This is a genomic window from Pseudomonas sp. GW821-FHT09C09 (assembly GCF_059418105.1).
Window position 1 is genome coordinate 102,475 of record NZ_JBWKPF010000010.1, and the last position, 24,871, is coordinate 127,345.

23 protein-coding genes are annotated in these 24,871 nt (G+C 62.0%); 15 read left to right on the forward strand and 8 right to left on the reverse strand.

Annotated elements, in window-relative coordinates:
* The first annotated feature begins 76 nt into the window (after positions 1–76).
* Entirely contained in the window at positions 77–991 is a 915-nt protein-coding gene (locus AC07NR_RS26515; protein ID WP_085612568.1) for a LysR family transcriptional regulator, read from the forward strand.
* Between the two features lie 186 nt (positions 992–1,177).
* Positions 1,178–1,507, forward strand: a complete 330-nt coding sequence (locus AC07NR_RS26520) for a hypothetical protein (protein WP_495079806.1) — start codon at positions 1,178–1,180, stop codon at positions 1,505–1,507.
* A gap of 82 nt (positions 1,508–1,589) precedes the next feature.
* On the opposite strand, the gene hrpB is transcribed toward AC07NR_RS26520, so the two are convergent.
* Complete coding sequence (gene hrpB, locus AC07NR_RS26525) at positions 1,590–4,109, reverse strand: ATP-dependent helicase HrpB (protein WP_495079807.1); 2,520 nt, start codon at positions 4,107–4,109, stop codon at positions 1,590–1,592.
* A gap of 108 nt (positions 4,110–4,217) precedes the next feature.
* Here hrpB and pmcY point away from each other — a divergent pair, with 108 nt between their 5' ends.
* The gene (gene pmcY, locus AC07NR_RS26530) at positions 4,218–4,637 is read left to right on the forward strand and encodes a periplasmic Zn2+ metallochaperone PmcY (RefSeq protein ID WP_495079808.1); all 420 of its coding nucleotides are present in this window, start codon (positions 4,218–4,220) and stop codon (positions 4,635–4,637) included.
* A 15-nt stretch (positions 4,638–4,652) separates the two neighbouring features.
* Entirely contained in the window at positions 4,653–5,549 is an 897-nt protein-coding gene (locus AC07NR_RS26535; protein WP_495079809.1) for a cation diffusion facilitator family transporter, read from the forward strand.
* Here AC07NR_RS26535 and AC07NR_RS26540 read toward each other — a convergent pair.
* A complete protein-coding gene (locus tag AC07NR_RS26540; RefSeq protein ID WP_248740496.1) occupies positions 5,543–6,595 on the reverse strand; it encodes a DUF6515 family protein in 1,053 nt (350 codons plus the stop codon). The genes AC07NR_RS26535 and AC07NR_RS26540 overlap by 7 nt on opposite strands.
* A 456-nt stretch (positions 6,596–7,051) precedes the next feature.
* Between AC07NR_RS26540 and AC07NR_RS26545 the strand changes: the two genes are divergently transcribed.
* The gene (locus AC07NR_RS26545; RefSeq protein WP_007909658.1) at positions 7,052–7,531 is read left to right on the forward strand and encodes an Lrp/AsnC family transcriptional regulator; all 480 of its coding nucleotides are present in this window, start codon (positions 7,052–7,054) and stop codon (positions 7,529–7,531) included.
* A gap of 106 nt (positions 7,532–7,637) precedes the next feature.
* Positions 7,638–7,847: a DUF2788 domain-containing protein gene (locus tag AC07NR_RS26550; protein WP_003228500.1), complete on the forward strand. Its 210-nt coding sequence runs from the start codon at positions 7,638–7,640 to the stop codon at positions 7,845–7,847.
* On the opposite strand, the gene AC07NR_RS26555 is transcribed toward AC07NR_RS26550, so the two are convergent.
* The 4 genes from AC07NR_RS26555 to AC07NR_RS26570 all read right to left on the reverse strand — a co-directional run bounded on the left by AC07NR_RS26555 (position 7,842) and on the right by AC07NR_RS26570 (position 14,314).
* Positions 7,842–8,477 (reverse strand): pseudouridine synthase, encoded by a 636-nt coding sequence (locus AC07NR_RS26555; RefSeq protein ID WP_085712264.1) that lies wholly within the window; start codon positions 8,475–8,477, stop codon positions 7,842–7,844. The two genes, AC07NR_RS26550 and AC07NR_RS26555, sit on opposite strands and share 6 nt — an antisense overlap.
* 72 nt (positions 8,478–8,549) lie before the next feature.
* Entirely contained in the window at positions 8,550–10,049 is a 1,500-nt protein-coding gene (gene amn, locus AC07NR_RS26560) for an AMP nucleosidase (RefSeq protein ID WP_162130486.1), read from the reverse strand.
* A 171-nt stretch (positions 10,050–10,220) separates the two neighbouring features.
* Positions 10,221–11,870 (reverse strand): acyl-CoA dehydrogenase family protein, encoded by a 1,650-nt coding sequence (locus tag AC07NR_RS26565; protein WP_495079810.1) that lies wholly within the window; start codon positions 11,868–11,870, stop codon positions 10,221–10,223.
* 95 nt (positions 11,871–11,965) lie between these two features.
* Positions 11,966–14,314 carry a 7TM diverse intracellular signaling domain-containing protein gene (locus AC07NR_RS26570; RefSeq protein ID WP_495079811.1) on the reverse strand — a complete coding sequence of 783 codons (2,349 nt, stop codon included), beginning with the start codon at positions 14,312–14,314 and terminating at the stop codon, positions 11,966–11,968.
* A 304-nt stretch (positions 14,315–14,618) separates the two neighbouring features.
* Between AC07NR_RS26570 and AC07NR_RS26575 the strand changes: the two genes are divergently transcribed.
* The 4 genes from AC07NR_RS26575 to AC07NR_RS26590 all read left to right on the forward strand — a co-directional run bounded on the left by AC07NR_RS26575 (position 14,619) and on the right by AC07NR_RS26590 (position 18,139).
* Positions 14,619–15,416 (forward strand): hydroxymethylpyrimidine/phosphomethylpyrimidine kinase, encoded by a 798-nt coding sequence (locus AC07NR_RS26575; protein WP_085712267.1) that lies wholly within the window; start codon positions 14,619–14,621, stop codon positions 15,414–15,416.
* A gap of 18 nt (positions 15,417–15,434) precedes the next feature.
* Complete coding sequence (thiE, locus tag AC07NR_RS26580) at positions 15,435–16,058, forward strand: thiamine phosphate synthase (protein ID WP_495079812.1); 624 nt, start codon at positions 15,435–15,437, stop codon at positions 16,056–16,058.
* Between the two features lie 17 nt (positions 16,059–16,075).
* Entirely contained in the window at positions 16,076–17,359 is a 1,284-nt protein-coding gene (gene hemL / locus AC07NR_RS26585; RefSeq protein WP_085712269.1) for a glutamate-1-semialdehyde 2,1-aminomutase, read from the forward strand.
* A gap of 225 nt (positions 17,360–17,584) precedes the next feature.
* Positions 17,585–18,139 (forward strand): tetratricopeptide repeat protein, encoded by a 555-nt coding sequence (locus tag AC07NR_RS26590; protein WP_003228518.1) that lies wholly within the window; start codon positions 17,585–17,587, stop codon positions 18,137–18,139.
* Positions 18,140–18,169: 30 nt separating this feature from the next.
* Here AC07NR_RS26590 and AC07NR_RS26595 read toward each other — a convergent pair whose 3' ends face one another.
* Positions 18,170–18,499 carry a DUF1820 family protein gene (locus AC07NR_RS26595; protein ID WP_007958692.1) on the reverse strand — a complete coding sequence of 110 codons (330 nt, stop codon included), beginning with the start codon at positions 18,497–18,499 and terminating at the stop codon, positions 18,170–18,172.
* A gap of 134 nt (positions 18,500–18,633) precedes the next feature.
* Here AC07NR_RS26595 and miaB point away from each other — a divergent pair, with 134 nt between their 5' ends.
* The 5 genes from miaB to lnt all read left to right on the forward strand — a co-directional run bounded on the left by miaB (position 18,634) and on the right by lnt (position 23,960).
* On the forward strand, positions 18,634–19,962 hold the full coding sequence (gene miaB / locus AC07NR_RS26600) for a tRNA (N6-isopentenyl adenosine(37)-C2)-methylthiotransferase MiaB (protein WP_495079813.1): 1,329 nt from the start codon (positions 18,634–18,636) through the stop codon (positions 19,960–19,962).
* A 123-nt stretch (positions 19,963–20,085) separates the two neighbouring features.
* Entirely contained in the window at positions 20,086–21,090 is a 1,005-nt protein-coding gene (locus AC07NR_RS26605; RefSeq protein WP_495079814.1) for a PhoH family protein, read from the forward strand.
* Entirely contained in the window at positions 21,083–21,577 is a 495-nt protein-coding gene (gene ybeY, locus AC07NR_RS26610; RefSeq protein WP_085712270.1) for an rRNA maturation RNase YbeY, read from the forward strand. The genes AC07NR_RS26605 and ybeY overlap by 8 nt, the downstream gene beginning before the upstream one ends.
* A gap of 5 nt (positions 21,578–21,582) precedes the next feature.
* The gene (locus tag AC07NR_RS26615; protein WP_007909641.1) at positions 21,583–22,422 is read left to right on the forward strand and encodes a CorC family transporter; all 840 of its coding nucleotides are present in this window, start codon (positions 21,583–21,585) and stop codon (positions 22,420–22,422) included.
* Positions 22,423–22,436: 14 nt separating this feature from the next.
* The gene (gene lnt / locus AC07NR_RS26620) at positions 22,437–23,960 is read left to right on the forward strand and encodes an apolipoprotein N-acyltransferase (RefSeq protein ID WP_495079815.1); all 1,524 of its coding nucleotides are present in this window, start codon (positions 22,437–22,439) and stop codon (positions 23,958–23,960) included.
* Positions 23,961–23,995: 35 nt separating this feature from the next.
* On the opposite strand, the gene AC07NR_RS26625 is transcribed toward lnt, so the two are convergent.
* Complete coding sequence (locus tag AC07NR_RS26625) at positions 23,996–24,775, reverse strand: YdcF family protein (RefSeq protein ID WP_495079816.1); 780 nt, start codon at positions 24,773–24,775, stop codon at positions 23,996–23,998.
* Positions 24,776–24,871: the final 96 nt, after the last annotated feature.

Here is a 24,871-nt window from a genome sequence, read left to right on the forward strand (position 1 = left end):
AAAAACCGCCGACAGAACGGAGGCCGGCGGCGTACAAATTGCTTGGATGTGAAATCCGTTCGCTTTGAGGTTCACCGTGGCCGCTTACAACCTGCGTCAGTTGAAATACTTCATCACCACCGTCGAATGCGGCAGCGTCGCCGAAGCCTCGCGCAAGCTGTACATCGCGCAACCGGCGATCTCCACGGCGATCAAGGGGCTGGAAGACAGCTTCGGCGTGCAATTGCTGATCCGCCATCACGCTCAGGGCGTGTCCCTGACGCCCAGCGGCGCGCGGTTCTTCCGCAAGGCTCAGGAACTGCTGCGCATGGCCAAGGAGTTCGAACAGAACGCCCTCGCCGACAACGACGTGGTGGCCGGGCAGATCGATATCGGCTGTTTCGAAACCGTCGCGCCGCTGTATTTGCCGCAACTGATTGCAGGGTTCTCGGCGCTGTATCCCGGAGTGAAGATCCGCATCCGCGACGGCGAGCAACAGGAACTGGTGCAAGGCCTGACCTCGGGCACCTTCGACCTGGCGATCCTGTACAAGCACGACCTCGACGCCACCATCGAAACCGAACCGCTGATGCCGGCGCAACGGCCATACGCCCTGCTGCCGGCGGATCACCGCTTCGCCCAGCTCAAGCAGGTGTCGCTGCGGGACTTGTGTCTGGAGCCGATGATCCTGCTCGACGTGCAACCGAGCCGCACCTACTTCGTCAGCCTGTTCGAAGAACTCGGGCTATCGCCGCGCATCGAATTCAGCTCGCCGTCGATCGAAATGGTGCGCGGCATGGTCGGCCAGGGTTTCGGCTTCTCGATCCTGGTCACCCGCCCGCACTCGGAATGCACCTACGACGGCAAGAAAGTCGTGTGCGTCGACATCGTCGAAGACGTCACCGGCTCAGGCCTGGTGGCGGCGTGGCTCAAGCGCGGGCAACTGACCAAACCGGCGCAGTTGTTTGCCGATTATTGTCGGGAACAGCTGACGGCGAAGGCGAATGCTTGAAAACTCAAAATCAAAAGTTCGCTATCAGCGACCGCTGATCGCTAAATCGACCTACCTGTTATTTCTGACAGTAGACGCACCAACCTGAGAAGGGGCTTGATGTAACCGGACTGCAATGGCCGACGTAAGCCTGTGACCATGTATTTGACCGGTCCTCACATTGATTAATGTAGGGAGTCAAATGTCATGAATGACGATACCCAATCCAGCACCCCTTCCTTCGCAGAGGCGAAACCACTTGGCCCGGAGGATACAACCTTCATTAGCGAGCTTCATGCATTGCTGGAACGGCATGGGAATACCAACCGTTTTGGGCTTTTCCTGCTACATGAGCATTTTTTAATAAAAGACGATGAAATCATGCTGGAAAGCAATGATCCTCAAGCTCGTACTCTTCATATGGAAGTCGTTAAGCGTACGGATTTGCCAGCGGGAAAATTCACAAGTTGGCGCATGTCAGGTAACAAAGAAGAGAAGGTAGCGGGAATCACATTCTGTGGGCGAATTTGCTACTAGGTGGAGCGGCTTCTACACACGGTGAGAGGCCAGGCAACCCGCCTTGCATAACCAGGCGGGTTGCCAATCAAATCGCTAAAAATCAGGTACCTCGCGGTTTAGCCCGGGCAGTGGCTTCAGCCACCAACGGGTCATCCGGCCAATAATGCTTCGGATACCGTCCCTTCAGATCCTTCTTCACCTCGGCATAGGTACTGCGCCAGAAGTTGGCCAGATCCTGCGTCACCTGCACCGGCCGCCGTGCGGGCGACAGCAGGTGCAGCTTGACCACTTGCCGGCCGCCGGCGATGCGCGGTGTGTCGGCGAGGCCGAACAACTCCTGCAAACGCACGGCGAGAATCGGTGGTTGCTCGCTGTAGTCGAGTCGAATCGACGAGCCCGACGGCACGCTCAGGTGGTGCGGTGCCTGTTCGTCGAGTTGCTGCGGCAGCGGCCATGGCAGCAGATTACGCACGATGTTCGACAGGTCGAGGTTGGCGAAATGGCTGAGGCGCGAGACCTTGCCCAGATAAGGCATCAGCCAGTCTTCGAGGGTTTTCAGCAGCGTGGCGTCGCTGACATCCGGCCATTGGCTGTCGCCCTTGGCGTCCAGATCGAGCTGGCGCAACAACGCGACTCGCGCCTGCCACTGGCGCAGTTCCGGGTTCCACGGCAGCAGTTCCAGACCTTTGCGCCGCACCAGATTGACCAGTGCCTGACTGCGGGCGTTTTCGTCGAGACCGGTCAGCGGTTCGCGGCTGAGGATCAGTTCGCCGACCTTGCGCTGACGCTCGGCACGCAGCACGCCTTCGCGTTCGTCCCAATCCAGTTGATCGACGTTGTGCACCTGTTCGGCCAGCACCGAATCGAACAGCGCGGGATCGAAATCCGCCGCCAGATAGATCCGTTCCTCGCGTTGACCCTGACGACTGCCGAGGTCGGCGATGACGATCCACGGTTCTTTCATCAGGCTGTCGGCTTCGGCGAACAACGCCGCTCGGCCATTGGCCAGACGATATTCGGCACCACCGGCACGCCGCTGCTGGGCGACGCGATCCGGGTAGGCCAGCGCCAGCAAGGCGCCGAGCCAGCGCGGGTGATCCGGATCGGCAACTGGTTCGCTGGCCTTGCCGCGCAGGTAGCCGCGATATTGCCGCGCCAGTTGCCGGGCTCGTTGCACGCCGCCCTGAGCGCCCCGGGCCGCGCGCTCTTCGCCGGACAGCAGCACCAGACGACTGTGCAGATCCGCCCCGGCGCCGCGCAAGATATCCCGCTCGCCGAGCAGTGCGGCGACATCGCACGCCATGGTCGCCAATCCCAACGCCTGACCGCGCAACAGCAAATGAGCGATGCGCGGATGCGCTGGCAGTTCGGCCATGGCCTGACCGTGGCGATTCAGGGTTTCACCGTCCAGCGCACCGAGACGCTGCAACAAATCCTGAGCCTGTGCATAAGCGGCGGCCGGCGGTACGTCCAGCCAGATCAGATCACTCGGCGCCACACCCCAGCGTCCGAGTTGCAAGGCCAGGCCCGCAAGATCCGCCGAAAGGATTTCCGCACTGCCATAGGCCGCGAGTTGTTCATGCTGATCCTGCGACCAAAGGCGATAACACACGCCCGGTTCCAGACGCCCGGCCCGGCCCGCGCGCTGGGTGGCGCTGGCTTTGGAGATCCGTTGAGTGTCGAGGCGGGTCATGCCGCTGCCCGGATCGAAACGCGGCACCCGCGCCAGCCCCGCGTCGATCACCACGCGCACGCCGTTGATGGTCAGGCTGGTCTCGGCGATGTTGGTGGCCAGCACCACTTTGCGCTGGCCTGCCGGGGCCGGGTCGATGGCGGCGCGCTGAGCATTCAGGTCGAGTTCGCCGTGCAACGGGCAGAGCAACACGTCGCTGCGCTCACCGATGGCATCCGCCAGTTGCTGATGCACACGGCGGATTTCCGCTTGCCCCGGCAGAAACACCAACAGGCTGCCGGTTTCATCGTGCAGCGCTTCGAGCACCGTTTGCGTGACGCGCTGATCGATGTATTCGCCGGGCTGGAACGGCCGGCCCCAGCGCATCGTCACCGGGAACATCCGGCCCTCGCTGCGCAGGATCGGCGCATCGTCGAGCAAACCGGCCAGACGTTCGCCTTCGAGGGTGGCGGACATCAGCAGAATCTTCAGCGGTTGTTCAGCTCGAAACAGTTCGCGACCGTTCAGACTGAGGGCCAGCGCCAGATCGGCGTCGAGACTGCGTTCGTGAAACTCGTCGAAGATCAGCAGGCCCACGCCTTCCAGCGCCGGGTCGTCCTGCAAACGCCGGGTAAGGATGCCTTCGGTGACCACTTCGATGCGTGTGTTGGGGCCGACCTTGCTGTCGAGGCGAATGCGATAACCGACGGTTTCACCGACCTTCTCGCCCAGCTCGCTGGCCAGCCGTTCCGCCGCTGCGCGCGCGGCCAGCCGGCGAGGCTCGAGCATGAGGATGGTCTGCCCGTTCAGCCACGCTTCATTGAGCAGGGCCAAGGGCACGCGGGTGGTTTTACCGGCACCGGGCGGTGCTTCGAGCACGGCTTCGTGGCGTGTCGCGAGGGCTTCACGCAGGGCGGGTAAAACTTCATCGATTGGCAACGAATTCATACTGGCTCCAAAACAGAGCCGCGAGTATAACGGCGAACTGCCAGGCGTTCGTCAGGGTCTTAACTTCACACGATGACGCTTCGTTAATAGATGACTCAGGAGATTCCCATGCGCTTACCTTTTCGCCTGATCGGCGGTGTACTGGTTGCCACCCTGCTTACTCAGATCACCGCGTGCGGTTCGATTTTCTATCCCGACCGGCGCGGCCAGATCGACGGCAAGATCGACCCGGCGATTGCCGTGCTCGATGCCGTGGGCCTGCTGTTCTATATCCTTCCCGGCGTAATCGCGTTTGCCGTGGACTTCACCACCGGCGCGATCTATTTCGAACCGGGCCACACGGCGCAGGTCGATCCGGCCAAGCTCAAACAAGCCGTCGGCCCGGATGGCCAGGTCGATAACCTCAAGTTGCAGGCTATTCTCGAAACAGAACTGGGCCGCAACCTGCCGCTGGATGACCCGCGCCTGATCCAGCACAAGGGCAGCCCCCAGCAACTGGCGATGTTCGGCCTGCAACCTGCCGCATAAGGAATCGACGCACCCATGACCTCCAGCCCCGAACATGCCCGCCTGCTGCGGCTGGCGACCCGCGCCTCGGTGGCGGTGGCCTGTACGCTGATCATCGCCAAAGCCATCGCCTGGTGGCTGAGCGGTTCGGTGAGCATGCTCGCCGGCCTCACCGACTCGGCCCTCGATGGCGTCACTTCGTTGCTCAATCTGCTGGCGGTGCACTACGCGCTGCGCCCGGCGGATGACGATCACCGTTATGGCCACGGCAAGGCCGAATCCCTGGCGGGCATGGCGCAGGCGCTGTTCATTGGCGGCAGTGCGGTGCTGATCGCGTTTCAGGCTTATGAGCGCATCCAGCAACCGGAACCGCTCGGCGCGCCCTGGATCAGCATCGGCGTGATCGTGTTTTCGCTGCTGCTGACGGCGGCACTGTTGATGTTGCAGCACCGGGTGATCAAGCAGACCGGCTCCAACGCCGTGCGCGCGGACTCGCTGCATTACCGTTCGGACATGTTGCTCAACGGCAGCATCCTGATCGCCCTGATCCTGGCAAGTCTGGGCTTTCATCAACTGGATGCCTGGTTCGGTCTGGGGATTGCCGTGTACATCCTCTGGAGCGCGATCCAGATCGCCCGGGAGAGTTTTTCCGTGTTGATGGATGAAGAGCTGCCGGTGGATGTCAGTCAGCACATGCTCGAACTGGCGTGCGGCGTGCCGGGTGTGCTGGGCGCCCACGATCTGCGCACGCGGATTTCCGGCAATCACTGGTTCGTGCAGTTGCACCTGGAATTACCGGGGGAGCTGACGCTGTCAGTCGCCCACGGCATCAGCGATCAGGCCGCCGATGCGATCCACGCCGCTTACCCACGGGCCGAAGTGCTGGTGCACGCCGACCCGCAGGAAGTGGTGAAAGCCGCCCGGGCTCAGTAGTTGACCTGATAACCGCGACTGCTCAGGCAATTGCCCTGGGCCTGGCGGTAGGCCTGCACCACTTCGGGTGCGGGCTGGTAGGTCGCGGTACGCGGATCGAAACCGCTTTGCTGCACCGCGTATTGATAGCACTGGTAGCCGTCCTGCTGGACCTGCTCCGGCGACTGGCCGTTGGCCGGATAGGCTTCCACGTCATAACCGTTGTTGGTCGGTTGCGGCGGTTGCTGCACCGGCGGCTCGACCACCACGTAATCCTGGGTCGCTTCCTGATAGGCGTAATACGAGCCTGCCGCCAGGAACAACAGCGAACCGCCGATCCACACTTCGCGGGCGTAATCCGGCAGGTACTGGATGCGGATCCCCCGTGGCGGCTGAACCACGACATATCGCGGACCTTGCGGGCGATACCAGTAGCCGCCGGAGAAGAAATAATCCTGGCCACGATACGGAACGCGGAAGTCACGATCCGGGAAACGGTCGATCACATGGCCCGGCCGGTATTGCGGGCCGGGGCCCCAACCGTTGCCATGCCCGTCGGGGCGACCCGGCCAGCGACGGTCATCGGGCCGGTTGCCGGTCTGCCAGTTCTGGTGGTAGCCATTCTGCGGGCGCTCGTCGCGGTAGTAGCCCTGACGCGGCTCCTGGGTCTGGCGCACGGTGTCGGGGCGCGGCTGGATCGGCAGGCTGTTGGCCGGCAGTTGTGGCGGCGGTGGTGGCTGGCGGACCGGGTTGGGGTTGTAGGCCGGACGGTTCTGGTCGTGGTTCTGCCACTGCCCATTGTTGTGCTGCTGACCGTTGTGCTCGAACTGGCGGCTGTTGTCGCCGCGAATGATCTCGTTGTTCTGCGGCCGCGGCTGATTCTGCTGCGGCTGGTTTTGTGGACGTGGCTGATTGTTGCCTTCACGGCCTTCGTTGTGGCCCTGATGCTCCCGCTCGCGACCGCCACCTTCGGGGCCGCGATTCTGCGGCTCATCGGCCAGCGCCTGGGCGCAGACACTCACACACAGCAAACCTACACTGGCCAGACGCCAGATACGCGACTTCATGAAATTCCTCACTGCGGGCCGGACCCTGTAATTAAGTAGGGCTTGTAGCTAAGACCGGGAAGGGGCACACCGGGTTCTGCAACAGGTTATCAGTCACGCCATTTATTTATTGAGCGAACGAGGTCAAATCGCGGGCAAGAAAAAAGGGAGACCCGTCGGCCTCCCTTCTAGAGAACTTCGTCCTGGCTCGACGCTTTTGACGTCGGCTCACCTCACGCCGTCTTCTGGACAGTGTGCAGCTCGGGGGCCGGCACGTCCCCGGTGGGGGCGGCGGCCGCGGCGGGCCTGATTGGGCGGGCCGCAGTGGACTGTGTTACCGAGCAGTGATTCTGGTGATAAGAATAGGCCTGAGGCCGCGACAGATGATTGCGAAGATTGCTCAATTAAACACCACTTGCGCAATTTTTAACCCTGGATAGATAATCCGCCGCAATAGTTAGGACAAAGGACCGATTGATGAGCAAGCTCGACCGTTATGATCTGAGCATTCTGGCGGAATTGCAGCGCGACGCCCGCATCTCCAACCAGGAACTGGCCGAGCGCATCGGTCTGTCGCCCTCCCCGTGCTCGCGCCGGGTCAAGCAACTGGAGGACGACGGCTACATCTCGCGCCAGGTGGCCCTGCTGGACCGCAAGATGCTCGGCCTGAGCCTGACCGCCTACGTGCTGATCGGCATGGACCGGCACACGCCGGAGCGTTTCGAGAACTTCGAAGCGGCCATCCGCACCTTGCCGCAGGTGCTGGAATGCAGCCTGGTGACCGGGGTCGATGCCGACTATCAACTGAAGGTCGTGGTGCCGGACATGGATCACTATCAGAAGCTGCTGCTGGGGCACCTGACCCGGATCGAAGGCGTGACCAGCGTGCGCTCGAGCTTTGTGCTGAATCAGGTGCTCAACAGCACCGAACTGCCGCTGACTCATCTGCGTAGCTGAAATCGACGAATGACTGCGGCACACCGACGCAGGTCAATGCTGCGTCGTTCGCCGCTGGCGTATACTCCCGGCCGCCCTTTCAGCCGCACAGCGCCGGAGATGCCCGATGGATCCAGCAGTATTTGAAGAGTGGATGATGACCGGCCTGGTCAGCATCCTGATCATATTCATGGGTTTCATCGTCTGGGATCTGGCGAAGAAGTCCAAGGCCGGGCGCTTCGGCTCGTTCATTCTGTTCTTCGTGCTGGGCCTGGGCGTGGCCGCGTTCATCATCAAGAGTGTGGTGATCGGCCTGATCGAATCCGGTGCCTTATAAGCGCGCCGGCACTTCCTTCCACTGGCCCTGATCGAGCCCTTCGATCGTCCAGTCACCAATCCTGACCCGCACCAGCCGCAACGTCGGCAACCCTACCGCCGCCGTCATCCGCCGCACCTGACGGTTGCGCCCTTCGCGAATCACCAGTTCCAGCCAGGTTGTCGGAATGGTCGCGCGAAAGCGTACCGGCGGATTGCGCGGCCATAGCTCAGGCTCATCCAGTTGCCGCGCTTCGGCGGGCAAGGTCATGCCGTCATTCAATTCGACACCGTCACGCAGGCGCTGCAACTGCTCGGCCGTCGGCACGCCTTCGACCTGCACCCAATACGTCTTCGCCAGCTTGTGCTTGGGGTCGGCGATACGCGCCTGCAACTGGCCGTCATTGGTCAGCAGCAGCAAACCTTCACTGTCGCGATCCAGCCGCCCGGCCGGGTAGATGCCCGGAACGTCGATGTAATCCTTGAGCGTCGCCCGCCCTTCGCCATCGCTGAATTGCGTCAGCACATCGAACGGTTTGTTGAAGAGAATCAGCTTCGGCTCGGCCGGCGGTGCCTTGGCGACACGACGCGGGGCTGAAGAGGACGGCTTCGCGCCGGGGCGGCGGGAAGGTGGACGCGGGGGACGGGACATAAGAGAGAAGACATTTAGCGATCAGGGCTGACAATGCTAGTGCCCCGACCGCCAAATGACCACGACAAACCGTTAGCGGAACGGCGGTTCGTCGAAGCTGCGCAGTTTGCGCGAGTGCAGCGAGTTGAGCTCGGTGCGCAGCAGATCCACCGCTTCGATACCGATCTTCAAGTGCTGGCTGACCGCGCGCTCGTAGAACGCGTTGGCCGAACCCGGCAGCTTGATTTCACTGTGCAGCGGTTTGTCCGAAACACACAGCAACGTGCCGTACGGCACCCGCAGGCGATAACCCTGGGCGGCGATGGTGCCGCTTTCCATGTCCACCGCCACGGCGCGGGACAGGTTGATCAGCGGTCGCTCCTGGGCCCAGCGCAATTCCCAGTTGCGGTCGTCGTAGGTCAGCACGGTGCCGGTGCGCAGGCGCTTCTTCAGCTCTTCGCCCTTCTCGCCGGTGATGTTGGCCGCGGCTTGCTGCAGCGCCAGTTGCACTTCGGCCAGGGCCGGGATCGGTATGTTCGGCGGCACCACCCGGTCGAGAATCCCGTCGCGACGCATGTAAGCGTGAGCCAGCACGTAGTCGCCGATGGTCTGCGACTGACGCAGGCCGCCGCAGTGACCGATCATCAGCCAGCAATGCGGGCGCAGCACCGCCAGGTGATCGGTGATGTTCTTGGCGTTGGACGGGCCGACGCCGATGTTCACCAGGGTCACGCCGTGGCCATCGCTGGCGATCAGGTGATAGGCCGGCATCTGGTAGCGGTGCCAGACCACACCGGCCGCAATGGCCGAGGCTTCGCCGTGGTCCATGCCTTTTTCGATGATCACGTTGCCCGGCAACACCATGCGCACGAAGCGCGGGTCGCGGCGCAATTGCTCCAGACCGTGGACGATGAACTGGTCGACATAACGGTGATAGTTGGTCAGCAAAATCCACGGCTGCACATGGCGCCAGTCGCTGCCGGTGTAGTGCACCAGACGACGCAGCGAGAAGTCGACGCGGGCCGCATCGAACAGTGCCAGCGGCAACGGATCGGTGTTTTCCCAGTCATAGAGACCGTCGGCGATGCCATCGGTGGCGGCGGACAGGTCGGTACTCGGGAACACCCGCGCCAGCACGGCGGCGGTGACGCCGGAGCCGGCCAGTTCATCGCCCTGCTCGACCACGTAAGGGTACGGAATGTTCTGCTCGCTGACCCCGACTTCCACGGTTACGGTGAAGTCATGCATCAGCGGCGTGAGCTGCTCCAGCAGGTATTTGCGAAACGCCGCCGGGTGGGTGACGGTCACGCTGTAGGTGCCCGGCAACTGCACCTTGGCGTAAGCGCGGGTGGTCTGCGGGACTTCGCCCTGGCAGTGGTAGGTCAGACGCAGTTCGGGATAACGGAACAGGGCACGTTGCTCGGCGTCGGGCTCGACGCGATCCTTGAGATAACGCTTGAGCGCCGAGTTCAGCGCCGTGGTGGCCCGCTCATGCAGCTCGGCCAGACGATCCACGGCTTGTTCGGCGGTTTGAACGACAATAAACGCTTCGGTCACGATCAGCTTCCTGTGTTCTGACTTGCAGAGCTTCATCTTGCCTGCATCGTGGCTTCACGGAAACAGTGGCGTTGTGGCTATTCATCAATCTGACAGGTATAGGCGGGCCCTGTGGGAGCGGGCTTGCCCGCGAAGGCGTCAGCACAGCCAACATTGATGTTGAATGTACCGGCGCCTTCGCGAGCAAGCTCGCTCCCACAGGGTGTTTCAGAAACCTTGCGGGGTGGAGCGGGCAACGATGGCTTCGACATCCAGCCCACGCGGCAACGCGCCGTAGACCCGACCGCCACCGCTCAGGCGACTGGCGATAAAGGCATCGCTGACCGCCGAATTCCCGGCCTCCAGCAACAGCTTCGCTTGCAGCCCCAGAGCGATGTCTTCGGTCAGTTGCCGCGCCCGGTATTGAATGTCGCTGGTGTCCTTGAACGACGCCTGCAACTGCTGGATATGCGCGGCCAGCCGTTTGTCGCCATGGCCGTCGCCCAGTTCGTTGAACAGTACATCCAGCACACCCGGCTCTTTCGACAAGGCACGCAACACATCGAGACATTGCACGTTGCCGGAGCCTTCCCACGTCGAGTTCACCGGCGCTTCGCGGTACAGGCGCGGCAAGATGCTGTCCTCGACATACCCGGCGCCGCCCATGCATTCGGCGGCTTCGTTGATCATCGCGGGCGCACGCTTGCAGATCCAGTACTTGCCCACCGCCGTCACCAGTCGGGCGAATTGCGCTTCATGGCGATCATTCAGATGATCCAGCGCCTTGCCCATGCGCAGGCTCAGGGCCAGCGCGGCTTCGCTTTCCAGCGCCAGATCGGCCAGCACGTTTTGCATCAGCGGTTGTTCGCTGAGCAGTTTGCCGCCGACCTTGCGGTGGGCGCAGTGATGGCTGGCCTGGGTCAGGGCCTGACGCATCAGCGAGCTGGAACCGACCATGCAATCGAAACGGGTCATGGCCACCATCTCGATGATGGTCGGCACACCTCGCCCTTCTTCACCGACCATCCACGCCAGCGCGCCACGGAACTCCACTTCGCTGGAGGCGTTGGACTGGTTACCGAGCTTGTTTTTCAGACGCTGGATGTAGAACTGATTGCGCGTGTCGTCCAGGCGATGGCGCGGCAGCAGGAAACAGGTCAGGCCCTTGTCGGTCTGTGCCAGCGTGAGGAACGCATCGCACATCGGCGCCGAGCAGAACCACTTGTGGCCCACCAGCTCATAAGCCTGGCCCGGGCCGCTGGCGCCGACCGGATAAGCCTTGGTGGTGTTGGCCCGCACGTCGGTGCCGCCCTGTTTCTCGGTCATCGCCATGCCAATGGTCACGCCGGCCTTGTGGGCCATGCCGACATTGCGCGGGTCGTATTCGGTGGCGAGGATTTTCGGTAACCATTGCTCGGCCAGATCCGGCTGCAAACGCATCGCGGGGACACTGGCGAAGGTCATGGTCAAAGGGCAACCGCTGCCGGCCTCGGCCTGGCTGTGCAGATAACTCATGGAGGCGCGAGCCACATGGGCGCCATCCTGTGGATGGGCCCAGGGCAACGACGTCAGGCCATGTTCGATGGCCGTGCGCATCAACTCGTGATACGCCGGATGAAACTCCACCAGATCGATGCGATGACCGTAGCGGTCATGGCTGGCAAATACCGGTTTGTTCTGGTTGGCGAGGAACCCGGCCTCCATCAACGGCCCGCCGGCCAATGCGCCGTAGGCATCGATCCGCGATTCGGCCCAGCCGGCGCCGAACCGCCGCGACCACTCCTGCAGCGGCAGGTCGATGCGGTACAGATTGGTGCCGTCCAGCGACGGTGGCTGGTTGGTCACTTCGTGGGTTTCGGCGAACTGATGCAGGTTCATGACGGGGCTCCTTGATCGGCCAGAGCTTCAGTTAAGCACCGCCCCCGGACCGATCAAAGTGTCATATCGGCCTAAATGCCGGCGCTTTCACCCTGTCAGCAACTCAATACCCGCCGCTGCATCGCGACCTGCAAGTCTTCGAATTTCACCGGTTTGCTCAGGTAATCGATCGAGCCGGCTGAGGCGCACTGCTCTCGATCCGCCCCCAACGCGATCACGAACACCGGCAGGTTGGCACAGCCCGGCAAATCGTGGATCTGGCAACACAGCGACGCACCATCGAGCGGCGGCAACTGGCAATCGATCAGCACCGCATCGAACGGCTCGCGCTGCAGGCATTCGATGGCCGCGGCACCATGGTCGGCGGTGCGCACGCGGAAACCGAGTTTGAGCAACATCCCGCGCATCACCAGTTGATTGACACTGTTGTCGTCCACCAGCAAAACGGTGCAGTCCTGCGGTGCGCGTATGGCATCGCGAACAAGCGACGGCGCGGCTTCGACGGCCGGCAATTCAAACTCGACATCCAGTTGAAAACGACTGCCGCGTCCCGGCTCGGAACGGTGCGTGAGTTTGCCGCCGAGCAATTCCACCAGTTGTCGGCAGATCGCCAGACCGACGCCCAGGCCGCCGTACTCACGGGTCATCGAACCGTCGAGCTGGAAGAAACGCTGATACAGCGTGGCTTCGCCCAGATCGGTAAACCCGATGCCGGTGTCGATGACCGCAAAGGACAGTGCCAGACGATTGTCCGTCGACGGTTTACCGGTGACCCGCAAGGCGAGGCCGCCGACGCGGGTGAACTTGATCGCGTTGTCCAGCAGGCATTCCAGGCATTGCGCGAGTTTGGCGCTGTCGCCATGCAGGCGGTCCGGCAGGGTCGGCAGCACGTCGACCTTGAAGTCCAGCGACTTGCTCGACGCATTGCCGTCGAACTGCACGCGCAGCGCCTCGACCACCGCCCGCAAGCTGAAACTGCCCGGCGTTGCCTTGAGCTTGCCGGCCTGCAATTCGGTCAGGGTCAGGATGCCGTTGACCATGCGCATCATGTCCCGGGCCGAACCGGCGGCGGTCTGCTGGTATTGCTCCAGTTCCGGGTCCAGTTCGACGGTCTGCATCAACTCGAGCGAGCCGATCACCCCGTTCATCGGCGTGCGCAGTTCGTGGGTCAGGGTCGCGAGGAACTCGTCCTTGAGCTTGTTGCTGTGGGCCAGTTGCTGGTTGAGCACTTCGAGTTTCTGGCCGGCGTCGAACAACGTCTGCGCCTGTTGCTCACGCATCGCGTTGATGCGGTCGGCCAGCGCCAGCGACAGCAGCGCCACTTCGATGGCCGAGCCGATCTGGCTGGCGTACATGGTCAGGAACACGTTCGGCAGCAATCCCAGGACCATCATCGTGTTGACGATCCCGCCGAGCAGAAACGCCGACCAGGCAATGATGAAGTAGCGCGCCACGCGCAGACCGCGCCACCAGGCGAGGATCCCGGCTGCGAAGATCACCACGGTGAAGGTCAGCGCCAGGGTCGTCGCCAGGCGCAAGGCCAGAGCGTAACTGGTCATCAGCGACAGACCGATCACCAGCGCGCCGAACACGATCAGGGCGATCAACAAACGGTCGAGCCAGCGGCTGTGGTTCTTGGTCTGCAGGAAACTGCGGGCGAACTGGCTGCCGAACAGACCTGCGCAACCAATGAAGAACGGCGTGGCGGCGTTGGCCCACCATGGATTGTCCGGCCAGAAGTACTCGACCGCCGCGCCATTCACCGACAGCTGATACAGGCCGAACGAGCCGATATAGAAGATGTAATAGAGGTAACTGGTGTCGCGCACGCTGAGGTAGATGAACAGGTTGTAGACCAGCATCCCCAGCAGCACGCCATAAATCAGGCCCAGCACGTACAGGCGCACCGGCTGATCTTCGAGGTACGCGGTGCTCGACCACAACGTCACCGGCGCCTGGATCGAGCCTTCGCTGGACAGCCGCAAATAAACGGTCTGTTGCTGGTCAGGCTTGAACGTGAGGTTGAACAGGTAGTTGTTCTGCCGGATCTCGCGACTGGTGAACGGCAACGCGTCCCCGGTCTGGCGCACCAGGCGATAGTCGCCGGCGGCGTCGGGCAGATACAGGTCGAGGTGATCGAGCGGCGGGTAGGCAAGCTCCAGCAACCAGGTGCGCTGAGCCGCCGGATTGCTCGGGCGGTAATGCAGGTCGATTTTCAGCCAGAACGCCGAACGCGAGTAACCGGCATTGAGCGTGGCTTTATCGTGGGCCTTGAATTGTCCGGCAGCGGCCTGCGCGCGGACGTCGGCAATGCTCGCCTGACCGCTCGGGTCTTCGAACACTTGCAGGGATCGACCCAGGGGGAGGCTCTGGGTGAATTCGTCGAACTCGACGGCGTTTGCCAGGAGGGGCAAACAGAACAGCAACATCAACAAATAGCGCATTGAAGCCCCAGCGTGGCTTGTCCGGTTGTGTCAGGAAGCCCCCCATTCCCTTTGAGATGACGTAAAACCGGTATTACCTGTTATTGGTTTGGATCCACTCTAGCATAGCCGTTGATGGCCATTGAGCACCATGGAAATTTTTCTGACAAAGGCTCTAGAACGGGCGTTTCAGAGCAAAACACCGAGCTAGAGCTGTTGGCTTGGTCAGATTGTTACAACCCTTGCGGATCCGGTTATCCAGGTTATCGGCCAAGCGCTGCGCCACAACACCCGAAAAACAGGTTTGGTGGTAAGCTCGCGCACCATGAATATCTACAGCTCCCGCCCCGTTGTCCTCTGTCTCTCCGGCCACGACCCCAGTGGTGGCGCCGGCTTGCAGGCAGATATCGAAGCCCTGCTCGCCCAGGGTTGCCATGCGGCTCCGGCCGTCACCGCCCTGACCGTGCAAGACACCGTCAACGTCACTGACTTTCGCGTCCTCGACCGTGAGTGGGTACTGGCCCAGGCCAATGCCGTGCTCAACGACTCCGAAGTCGCGGCAGTGAAACTGGGCATGCTCGGTTCCCTGGAAATGGTCGACACCGTTGTCGAACTGCTCCAGGCGCACCCGCACTTGCCGGTGGTCTGCGACCCGGTTCTGCGTGCCGGCGGCGGCGGACGCCTGGGCAAGGATGAAGTCGGCTACGCCATGCGCGAACGCCTGCTGCCGCTGTCGATCATCGCCACCCCCAACCTTCCCGAAGCCCGGATCCTCGCCGAACTGCCAGAAGGCACCGCGGACGAGTGTGCTGAAAAACTGTTGCCGTTCATCAAGAACCTGCTGATCACCGGCGGTCACGGCGACGAAACCGAAATCCACAATCGCCTGTACAGCCGTGACGGCCTGCGCGAAACCTTCAAGTGCCAGCGCCTGCCGGGCAGCTATCACGGCTCCGGCTGCACCCTGGCCAGCACCCTCGCCGGTCGACTGGCACAGGGCGAAAACCTGGCCAGCGCCGTGCGTACCGCGCTGGATTACACCTGGCGCACCCTGCGCGATGCCGAACAGCTGGGCAAAGGCCAGTTCGTGCCGCGTCGCCTGCCGCTGGATTTCTGCTCGTAACGTCGTGAGGTCTGCCTGATGAAACTACGTGGCCTGTACGCCATTACCGACGGTCCATTGCTGGCCGGCAAGTTTCTGCCGTACGTGGAGGCGGCGCTGGAAGGCGGCGTCACCCTCCTGCAATACCGCGACAAGAGCAGCGACGAAGCCCGGCGCCTGCGTGAGGCCGAGGCCTTGCGTGATCTGTGCGAACGCTACAAGACCCAGTTGATCATCAACGACGACGCCGAACTGGCCGCACGCCTGAACGTCGGCGTGCACCTGGGCCAGACCGACGGCCCGCTGTCGCCGACCCGGGCCCTGCTCGGTTCGAAAGCGATCATCGGATCGACCTGCCACGCGCAGCTCGAACTGGCCGAACAGGCCGCCAAAGAAGGCGCGAGCTACGTCGCCTTCGGTCGCTTCTTCAATTCCAATACCAAACCTGGTGCGCCGACCTGCAGCCTCGATCTGCTCGACGAAGCCAAACGCGCCTTGCACCTGCCGATCTGCGCGATTGGCGGCATCACCCTCGACAACGCCGCGCCGCTGGTGGCCCACGGTGTCGATCTGCTGGCCGTGGTCCATGGCCTGTTCGGTGCCGACAGCACTGCCGAAGTGACCCGCCGCGCCCGTGCATTCAACGAATTGTTCAAATCCTGATTTTTGAGAGCCCGATCATGTCTCGTTCCGAAACCCTGTTTGCCAACGCCCAGAAACACATTCCCGGTGGCGTGAACTCGCCGGTTCGCGCGTTCAAGAGCGTTGGCGGCACGCCGCTGTTCTTCAAGCACGCCGAAGGCGCCTATGTCACTGACGAAGACAACAAGCGTTATGTGGATTACGTCGGTTCCTGGGGCCCGATGATCCTCGGCCACAGCCACCCGGACGTGCTGGACGCGGTGCGCAACCAGTTGCAACACGGCTTGTCCTACGGCGCGCCGACCGCGATGGAAACCGAGATGGCCGATCTGGTCTGCTCGCTGGTGCCGTCGATGGAAATGGTGCGCATGGTCAGCTCCGGCACCGAAGCGACCATGAGTGCGATCCGTCTGGCCCGTGGTTTCACCGGCCGCGACAGCATCATCAAGTTCGAAGGCTGCTACCACGGTCACTCCGACAGCCTGCTGGTCAAGGCCGGCTCCGGCGCACTGACCCAGGGCGTGCCAAGCTCGGCCGGCGTACCGGCTGCGTTCGCCAAACACACCCTGACCCTGCCGTTCAACGACATCGACGCCGTTGAAAAAATGCTCGCCGAAGTCGGTCAGGACGTGGCGTGCATCATCGTCGAGCCGGTGGCCGGCAACATGAACTGCGTGCCGCCGGCGCCAGGCTTCCTCGAAGGCCTGCGCAGCCTGTGCGACAAGCACGGCGTGGTGCTGATTTTCGACGAAGTGATGACCGGCTTCCGTGTGGCCCTCGGCGGCGCCCAGGCTTACTACGGCGTGACCCCGGATCTGACCACCTTCGGCAAGATCATCGGCGGCGGCATGCCGGTCGGCTGCTTCGGCGGCAAGCGTTCGATCATGGAGCGCATCGCACCGCTGGGCCCGGTCTATCAGGCGGGCACTCTGTCGGGCAACCCGCTGGCGATGGCCGCCGGCCTGACCACCCTGCGTCTGATTAGCCGTCCGGGTTTCCACGCCGAGCTGACCGACTACACCACTCGCCTGCTCGACGGCCTGCAACAACGTGCTGACGCGGCGGGCATTCCGTTCGTGACCACTCAGGCCGGCGGCATGTTCGGTCTGTACTTCAGCGGCGCCGACGACATCGTTACTTTCGAAGACGTGATGGCCAGCGATGCAGCACTGTTCGGTCGCTTCTTCCACCTGATGCTCGAAGGTGGCGTGTACCTGGCGCCGAGCGCATTCGAAGCCGGTTTCACCTCGATCGCCCACGGCGAAGCGGAGCTGAAGCTGACCCTCGACGCCGCCGAGCGCGCGTTCGCCAAACTGAAGTAATGGCTTGATCGCTGACGTTGGCCATTGCCAGCGTCAGCTTTCACCTACATTCCAGCGTTTTCTCCGACGCTTCTGCCAAAAATCTCCCGCAAACCGGGTGATATATTCCCCACACAGCAGAAAATCGAGTAAAGACTTTGTAAGGTGGCCCCTGCTTATTTCATAATGCGCGCTTATTGGATCCCTCGACGGGTCCGCGCGCCCTTCAGAGGTAAGTCGATTCCCATGAACCGCACCGGCCGCACCCTTGCCTTGGGCTGCCTGTTGCTCCTTCAGCCGCTGCTCGCACATGCACAAGCAGGCGGCAACTCGTTGTTGATCCCGGCGATGGGTCGCTGCACCCTCAATACTCAGCCGCAAGATGTCACGCAGGCCCTCGCCGCCTGCCAAAAGGCAGCGGATGAAGGGGATGCGCAAGCGCAATACGAGTTGGGTGAGTTCTACTACGACGGCAAGAATGCGCCGCGCGACCTCAATCAAGCCCTGAGCTATTTCGAGAAGGCCTCGCTGCAAGGCCACGCCCAGGCGCAATTCAAGCTCGGCACCATGTTCTTCCACGGTGAAGGCGTGCAGGCCAACAACATTCAGGCTTATATCGTGCTGAAGATGGCCGCGGTCAACGGCGCCGAAGACGCGCTCGACACCGCCGACGAAGTCTCCGAAAAGATGTCCCGCGAAGACCTGGAAACCGCAACCCAGGTGCTCGGGCAAATTTTCCGTAAATACCTGATGGAACTGCAGAGCGCCGACGGGCGTACGCCGTTCTCGCCCCTGCCGTAGCTCCTGTCGTAGGTCCTTTTCCCGCCCCGCTTACTTCTCGGGCATCGGTACCGGGAACGGCATCACATTGCCAACACCGCCACGGGCTTCGCTGATTTTCGGCGTGCCGAGGCGTTCCACTTCGTCGATGCGCACGATCGAATGCATCGGCACAAAGCTGCGCACCACGCCTTCGAACTGTGCCTTGAGCTTCTCTTCGCTCGGGTCGACGACCACCTGGGTGCGCTCGCCAAAGACGAACTCTTCCACTTCCAGGAAGCCCCACAGATCACTTTGATAGATCTGCTTGGCGTACATTTCGAACACCTGGCCCTGGTTGAGGAAAATCACCTTGTAGATTGGAGCTTCGCGTTTGGTCATGGCGGGCGGACAACACATCGGGGTAAAAATGAGGGCGCGAACTATAGCATAGCCACCGGACGCGCAACGGTAGGAACCTGGGGACATGTTCCCTATAATGCGCGGTTCTTTGAACCACGTGACGACCCTATTCCATGGCCAAGAAGCTTTACATCGAAACCCACGGTTGCCAGATGAACGAGTACGACAGCTCGCGCATGGTCGATCTGCTGGGCGAACACCAGGCCCTGGAAGTCACGGCGCGGGCAGAAGACGCCGACGTGATTCTGCTCAACACCTGCTCAATCCGCGAACGCGCCCAGGACCGGGTGTACTCCCAGCTCGGCCGCTGGCGCGAACTGAAACTGGCCAACCCGGACATGGTGATCGCCGTCGGCGGTTGCGTGGCCAGCCAGGAAGGCGCGGCGATCCGTGATCGCGCCCCGTACGTTGACGTGGTGTTCGGCCCGCAGACCCTGCACCGCCTGCCGGAAATGATCGACGCCGCGCGCATCAGCAAACTGCCGCAAGTGGACGTCTCGTTCCCGGAAATCGAAAAGTTCGACCACCTGCCCGAGCCGCGCATCGATGGCCCGAGCGCCTATGTGTCGGTGATGGAGGGCTGCAGCAAGTACTGCACGTTCTGCGTGGTGCCTTATACCCGTGGCGAAGAGGTCAGCCGGCCGTTCGACGATGTGATCGCCGAGATCATCCACCTCGCCGAAAACGGCGTGCGTGAAGTGACCCTGCTGGGGCAGAACGTCAACGGCTATCGCGGCCTGACCCATGACGGTCGTCTGGCGGATCTGGCCGAACTGATCCGCGTCGTCGCGGTCGTCGATGGCATCGACCGCATCCGCTACACCACGTCGCATCCGCTGGAATTCTCCGACAGCCTGATCCAGGCCCACGCCGAAGTGCCGGAACTGGTGAAGCACCTGCACTTGCCGGTGCAGTCGGGTTCGGACCGGATCCTGGCCGCCATGAAACGCAACCACACGGCGTTGGAATACAAATCAAAACTGCGCAAACTGCGCGCTGCCGTACCCGGTATCTGCATCAGTTCGGACTTCATCGTCGGCTTTCCGGGGGAAACCGAGAAAGATTTCGAACAGACCATGAAGCTGATTGCCGACGTCGGTTTCGACTTTTCCTACTCGTTCGTCTACAGCCAGCGCCCGGGCACCCCGGCGGCCGATCTGGCCGACGACACCCCGGAAGAACTGAAGAAAGAACGCCTGAACGCCTTGCAGCATCGTCTGAACCAGCAAGGCTTCGAGATCAGCCGACAAATGGTCGGTTCGGTCCAGCGGATTCTGGTGACCGACTATTCGAAGAAAGACCCGGGCGAACTGCAAGGGCGCACCGAGAATAATCGTATCGTCAACTTCCGCTGCGATAATCCGACCCTGATCGGCCAGTTCGCCGACGTGCACATCGACGCGGCACAACCGCACTCGCTGCGCGGCTCGCTGATCCAGTAACACCGCAAGGAGACCGCGCCAGAGGGCTGAATCGGTGCCAGGCTTTTTAAGAGCTTTCGCACCCACGCCACTGGCGTTATCCTTGATTTCATCCCAATTGCCCCAGGGCGGCTAAATACGACCTTGAACGCACCCATAGAACCTCATCGTTTCATCCTCGAGCCTTTTGAGGCTCGCCGCTTCGCCAATCTGTGCGGGCAGTTCGACGAACACCTGCGCCTGATCGAACAGCGCCTGGCCATCGAGATCCGCAACCGCGGCAATCAGTTCGAGCTGATCGGCGAACCCAAGCACACCACTTCCGCGGAAAACCTGATTCGCCGCCTGTACCGGGAAACCAAGGGTTCAGAGCTGTCGCCGGATACGGTTCACCTGTTCCTCCAGGAATCGGCCGTCGAGCAACTGGACAACCACGCCCCCGCCGAAGCCTCCATCGCCCTGCGCACCAAGAAAGGCATGATTCGCCCACGCGGCTTGAATCAGTTGCGCTACGTGAAGGAAATCCTCGGCAACGACATCAACTTCGGCATCGGCCCGGCCGGTACCGGCAAGACCTATCTGGCCGTGGCCTGCGCCGTGGATGCGCTGGAACGCGAGCAGATCCGCCGCATCCTGCTGGTGCGTCCGGCGGTCGAAGCGGGCGAGAAACTCGGCTTCCTGCCCGGCGACCTCTCGCAAAAGATCGACCCGTACCTGCGCCCGCTCTACGACGCACTCTATGAAATGCTCGGCTTCGAATACGTGGCCAAGCTGATCGAACGTCAGGTAATCGAAGTCGCACCGCTGGCCTACATGCGCGGTCGTACGCTGAACAACAGTTTCATCATTCTCGACGAAAGCCAGAACACCACCGTCGAGCAGATGAAGATGTTCCTGACCCGGATCGGTTTCGGCTCCACGGCCGTGATCACCGGCGACATCACCCAGGTCGACCTGCCGCGTGGCACCAAATCCGGACTTCATCATGTCATCGAAGTCCTGAAGGATGTGCCGGGTATCAGCTTCACTCACTTCCAGCCTAAAGACGTGGTGCGCCACCCGCTGGTGCAACGCATCGTTGAAGCCTACGAGCGCTTCGAAACGCGTTTGGCCGATGAAGCGCCAAAGGACACTCGCCACGATGCTTGAGCTTGACCTGCAAATCGCGACCGAAGCGTCTGCGCCGACCGAAGCCGAATTCCGCCAGTGGTGCGAACTGGCCCTGCGCCAGCGCACCGCCGACTCGGAAATGACCATTCGTCTGGTCGACGAAGAAGAAGGCCGCGAACTGAATCACACCTGGCGCCACAAGGATTACGCGACCAACGTCCTGTCCTTTCCCGCCGAAGTGCCCGACGAGTTTCTCGACATCCCGCTGCTGGGCGATCTGGTGATCTGCGTGGCCGTGGTTGAGCGCGAAGCCGCCGAACAGGGCAAGGAACTAAAGGCCCACTGGGCACATCTGGTCATTCACGGCTGCTTGCATCTGCTTGGTTACGACCATATAGATGACGAGGAAGCCGAGGAAATGGAAGCACTGGAACGCGAGTTGCTTGCCGAATTGGGTTATCCCGATCCGTACGCGGACGACGAAACCGAAACATCCCCTATCGTTACAACAAAGGATTCAGAGTAATCGCTATGAGCGAAGATCGATCGAGCAACGGGCAGAAGTCCTGGCTGGGTAAACTGACCCAGGCTTTTGCCCACGAGCCGAAGAACCGCCAGGAGCTGCTGGAGCTGCTGCGCGATGCACATCAGAACAAACTGCTGGACAGCGAAGCGCTGGCCATCGTCGAAGGCGCCATCCAGGTGGCTGACCTGCAGGTTCGCGACATCATGGTGCCGCGCTCGCAGATGATCAGCATCAAGGCGACCCAGACACCCCGCGAATTTCTCCCCGCCGTGGTCGACTCGGCCCACTCGCGCTACCCGGTCATCGGCGAAAGCCATGACGACGTGATGGGCGTGCTGCTGGCCAAGGATCTGCTGCCGCTGATCCTCAAGGAGAATGGCGACAGCTTCAACATCAAGGACCTGCTGCGCCCGGCCACCTTCGTGCCGGAGTCCAAGCGTCTGAACGTGTTGCTGCGTGAATTCCGCGCCAACCACAACCACATGGCCATCGTCATCGACGAATACGGCGGCGTGGCCGGTCTGGTGACCATCGAAGACGTGCTCGAGCAAATCGTCGGCGACATCGAAGACGAGCACGACGTCGAAGAAGACAGCTACATCAAGCCGCTGCCCAGCGGTGATTTCCTGATCAAGGCCCTGACGCCGATCGAGAACTTCAACGAGTTCTTCGACAGCGAATTCTCCGACGACGAGTTCGACACCGTCGGCGGGCTGGTGATGAGCGCGTTCGGGCACTTGCCAAAACGCAACGAAATCACTGAAATCGGCGCCTATCGTTTCCGCATCCTGAACGCCGACAGCCGTCGGATTCATTTGCTGCGACTGACGCCAATCGCTCGTTAATTCTAAGGACTGAAATGCGCTGGACAACCCGCCCCGGCTGGCCCGGTAACCTGCTGGCCGTGGCGGCCGGTGCAATCACCACCTTCGCGCTGGCACCGTTCGATCTCTGGCCGCTGGCCCTGCTGGCGGTCGGCCTGTTCTATGCCGGCCTGCGCGAGCTGAGCCCGCGCCAGGCACTGGGCCGTGGCTGGTGCTTCGGTTTCGGCCTGTTCGGCGCCGGTACCAGCTGGATCTACTACAGCATCCACCACTTCGGCGGCGCTTCGGTGCTGCTGGCCGGGTTCCTGATGCTGATTTTCACCGCGGCCATTGCCTGGTTCTTCGCCCTGCCCGCCTGGCTGTGGGCGCGCTGGCTGCGTCGCAACGAGGCGCCGCTGGCCGATGCCTTGGCCTTCGCTGCGTTGTGGGTTGGCCAGGAAGCGTTTCGTGGCTGGTTCCTCACCGGTTTCCCGTGGCTGTATTCCGGTTACAGCCAGCTCGATGGCCCGCTGGCCGGGCTCGCGCCGGTGGGCGGCATGTGGCTGGTGTCGTTTGTCCTGGCGCTGACCGCTGCGCTGATCTACAACGCACCGCGCCTGTTGCAGACCGGTCGTAAAGGCTTTATCGCCGCGGGTCTGGTGCTGCTGGTTGGACCGTGGGTAGCGGGCATAGCCTTGAAAGGTCACGCCTGGACGAGTCCGTCCGGCGCACCGCTGACCGTTGCCGCCATCCAAGGCAACGTCGAACAAAGCATGAAATGGGACCCGGCGCAGCTCAACGCGCAACTGGCGCTGTACCGTGACCTGAGTTTCCGTTCGAAACCGGTGGATCTGCTGATCTGGCCGGAAACCGCCGTCCCGGTGCTCAAGGAGTCCGCCGAGGGTTACCTGAACATGATGGGCACCTTCGCCGCCGAGCGTAAATCGGCGCTGATCACGGGTGTGCCGATCCGCCAGACGGTGCGTCACGAAAAACGCTTCTTCAACGGTATTACTGTGGTTGGCGAAGGCGACGGCACCTATCTGAAGCAGAAACTGGTGCCGTTCGGCGAGTACGTACCGTTGCAGGACCTGTTGCGCGGGCTGATCGCGTTCTTCGATCTGCCGATGTCCGACTTCGCTCGCGGTCCTGCCGATCAGCCGCTGTTGCAGGCCAAGGGGTATCAGATTGCGCCGTTCATCTGCTACGAAGTGGTGTACCCGGAGTTCGCTGCAAGTCTGGCGGCACACAGCGATCTGCTGCTGACCATCAGCAACGACACCTGGTTCGGCACCTCCATCGGCCCGCTGCAACACTTGCAGATGGCGCAGATGCGCGCTCTTGAAGCCGGGCGCTGGATGATTCGTGCGACCAACAACGGTGTGACCGGCCTGATCAACCCGTTCGGGCAGATCACCGAGCGCATTCCGCAGTTCGAACAAGGCGTGCTGTACGGCGAAGTGGTGCCGATGCACAACCTGACGCCGTATCTGCAATGGCGCTCGTGGCCGCTGATCATCCTGTGCGTGGTGCTGTTTGGCTGGGCGCTGATGACCAACCGGATGTCCAAGACCCTCTGACCATTGAAGGGCTTCCGCGCCTTGCGCGAAAGCCCTCAGTCTCCGCTGTCGCCTGCTCGGTAGAACAACGAATAACCGATCTGCCCCACCGCCTCGTTCATCAATTGCCCGCTCTGCCAGATCGACTTGAACTCCGGCATCCAGCCGCCGAACGGCCGGGCATTGTCAGTGCCGAGGAAACCGACCGGCGCCGGCACCACTTCGAATCCGGCCTGTTGATAACTCCACACCGCACGCGGCATGTGCCAGGCCTGGGTTACCAGCACGATGCGTTTGACGCCTTCCGGCAGCAGCATTTTGGCGCTGAAGGCAGCGTTTTCCCACGTGGTGCGGCTCTCCCCTTCCTGCCAGCGCACTGTCACACCGAAATCATCGCGCAACGAATCGGCCATCAGTTTCGCTTCGCTTGGCGGTGTACCGTAATGCAGGCCACCGCTGGCCAGAATCGGCAGCCCCGAGGCCTTGGCCAGACGCGCCGCGTAGCGCTGTCGCTCAAGCCCGACGCCCGTCGGTTGATCCTCACCCCAGGCCAGATCGCCACGCTCGCGCCCGGAGCCCAGCACTACAATCGCATCAGCGCGTTGCGCAAGGCTTGTCCATGAATCCCGGGCCAGCGGCGGCTCGCGTTCCAGGGCCTTGGCGCCCCATTGCACGACCACTGGCAGGCTCATCAGCAGGAAGCCGCCAAACCCCAGAACGAAGCACAGCCCGGCCAGTCGCGGCCGCGAACGTCGCAACCACCAGGCGACGAGCAACAGCAGCAAAAGAAGGCCGGGCGGCAATAGAAGTTGTTTAATGAAATAACGAAAAGGCATCGAGCATCTCCAGAGATGCCCGAAGCCTAAGTGGGTTGATACAACGCGACAACCAGTAGGGTCGGATCCCGTTGAAAAAGATCCGTTTTTTGACCT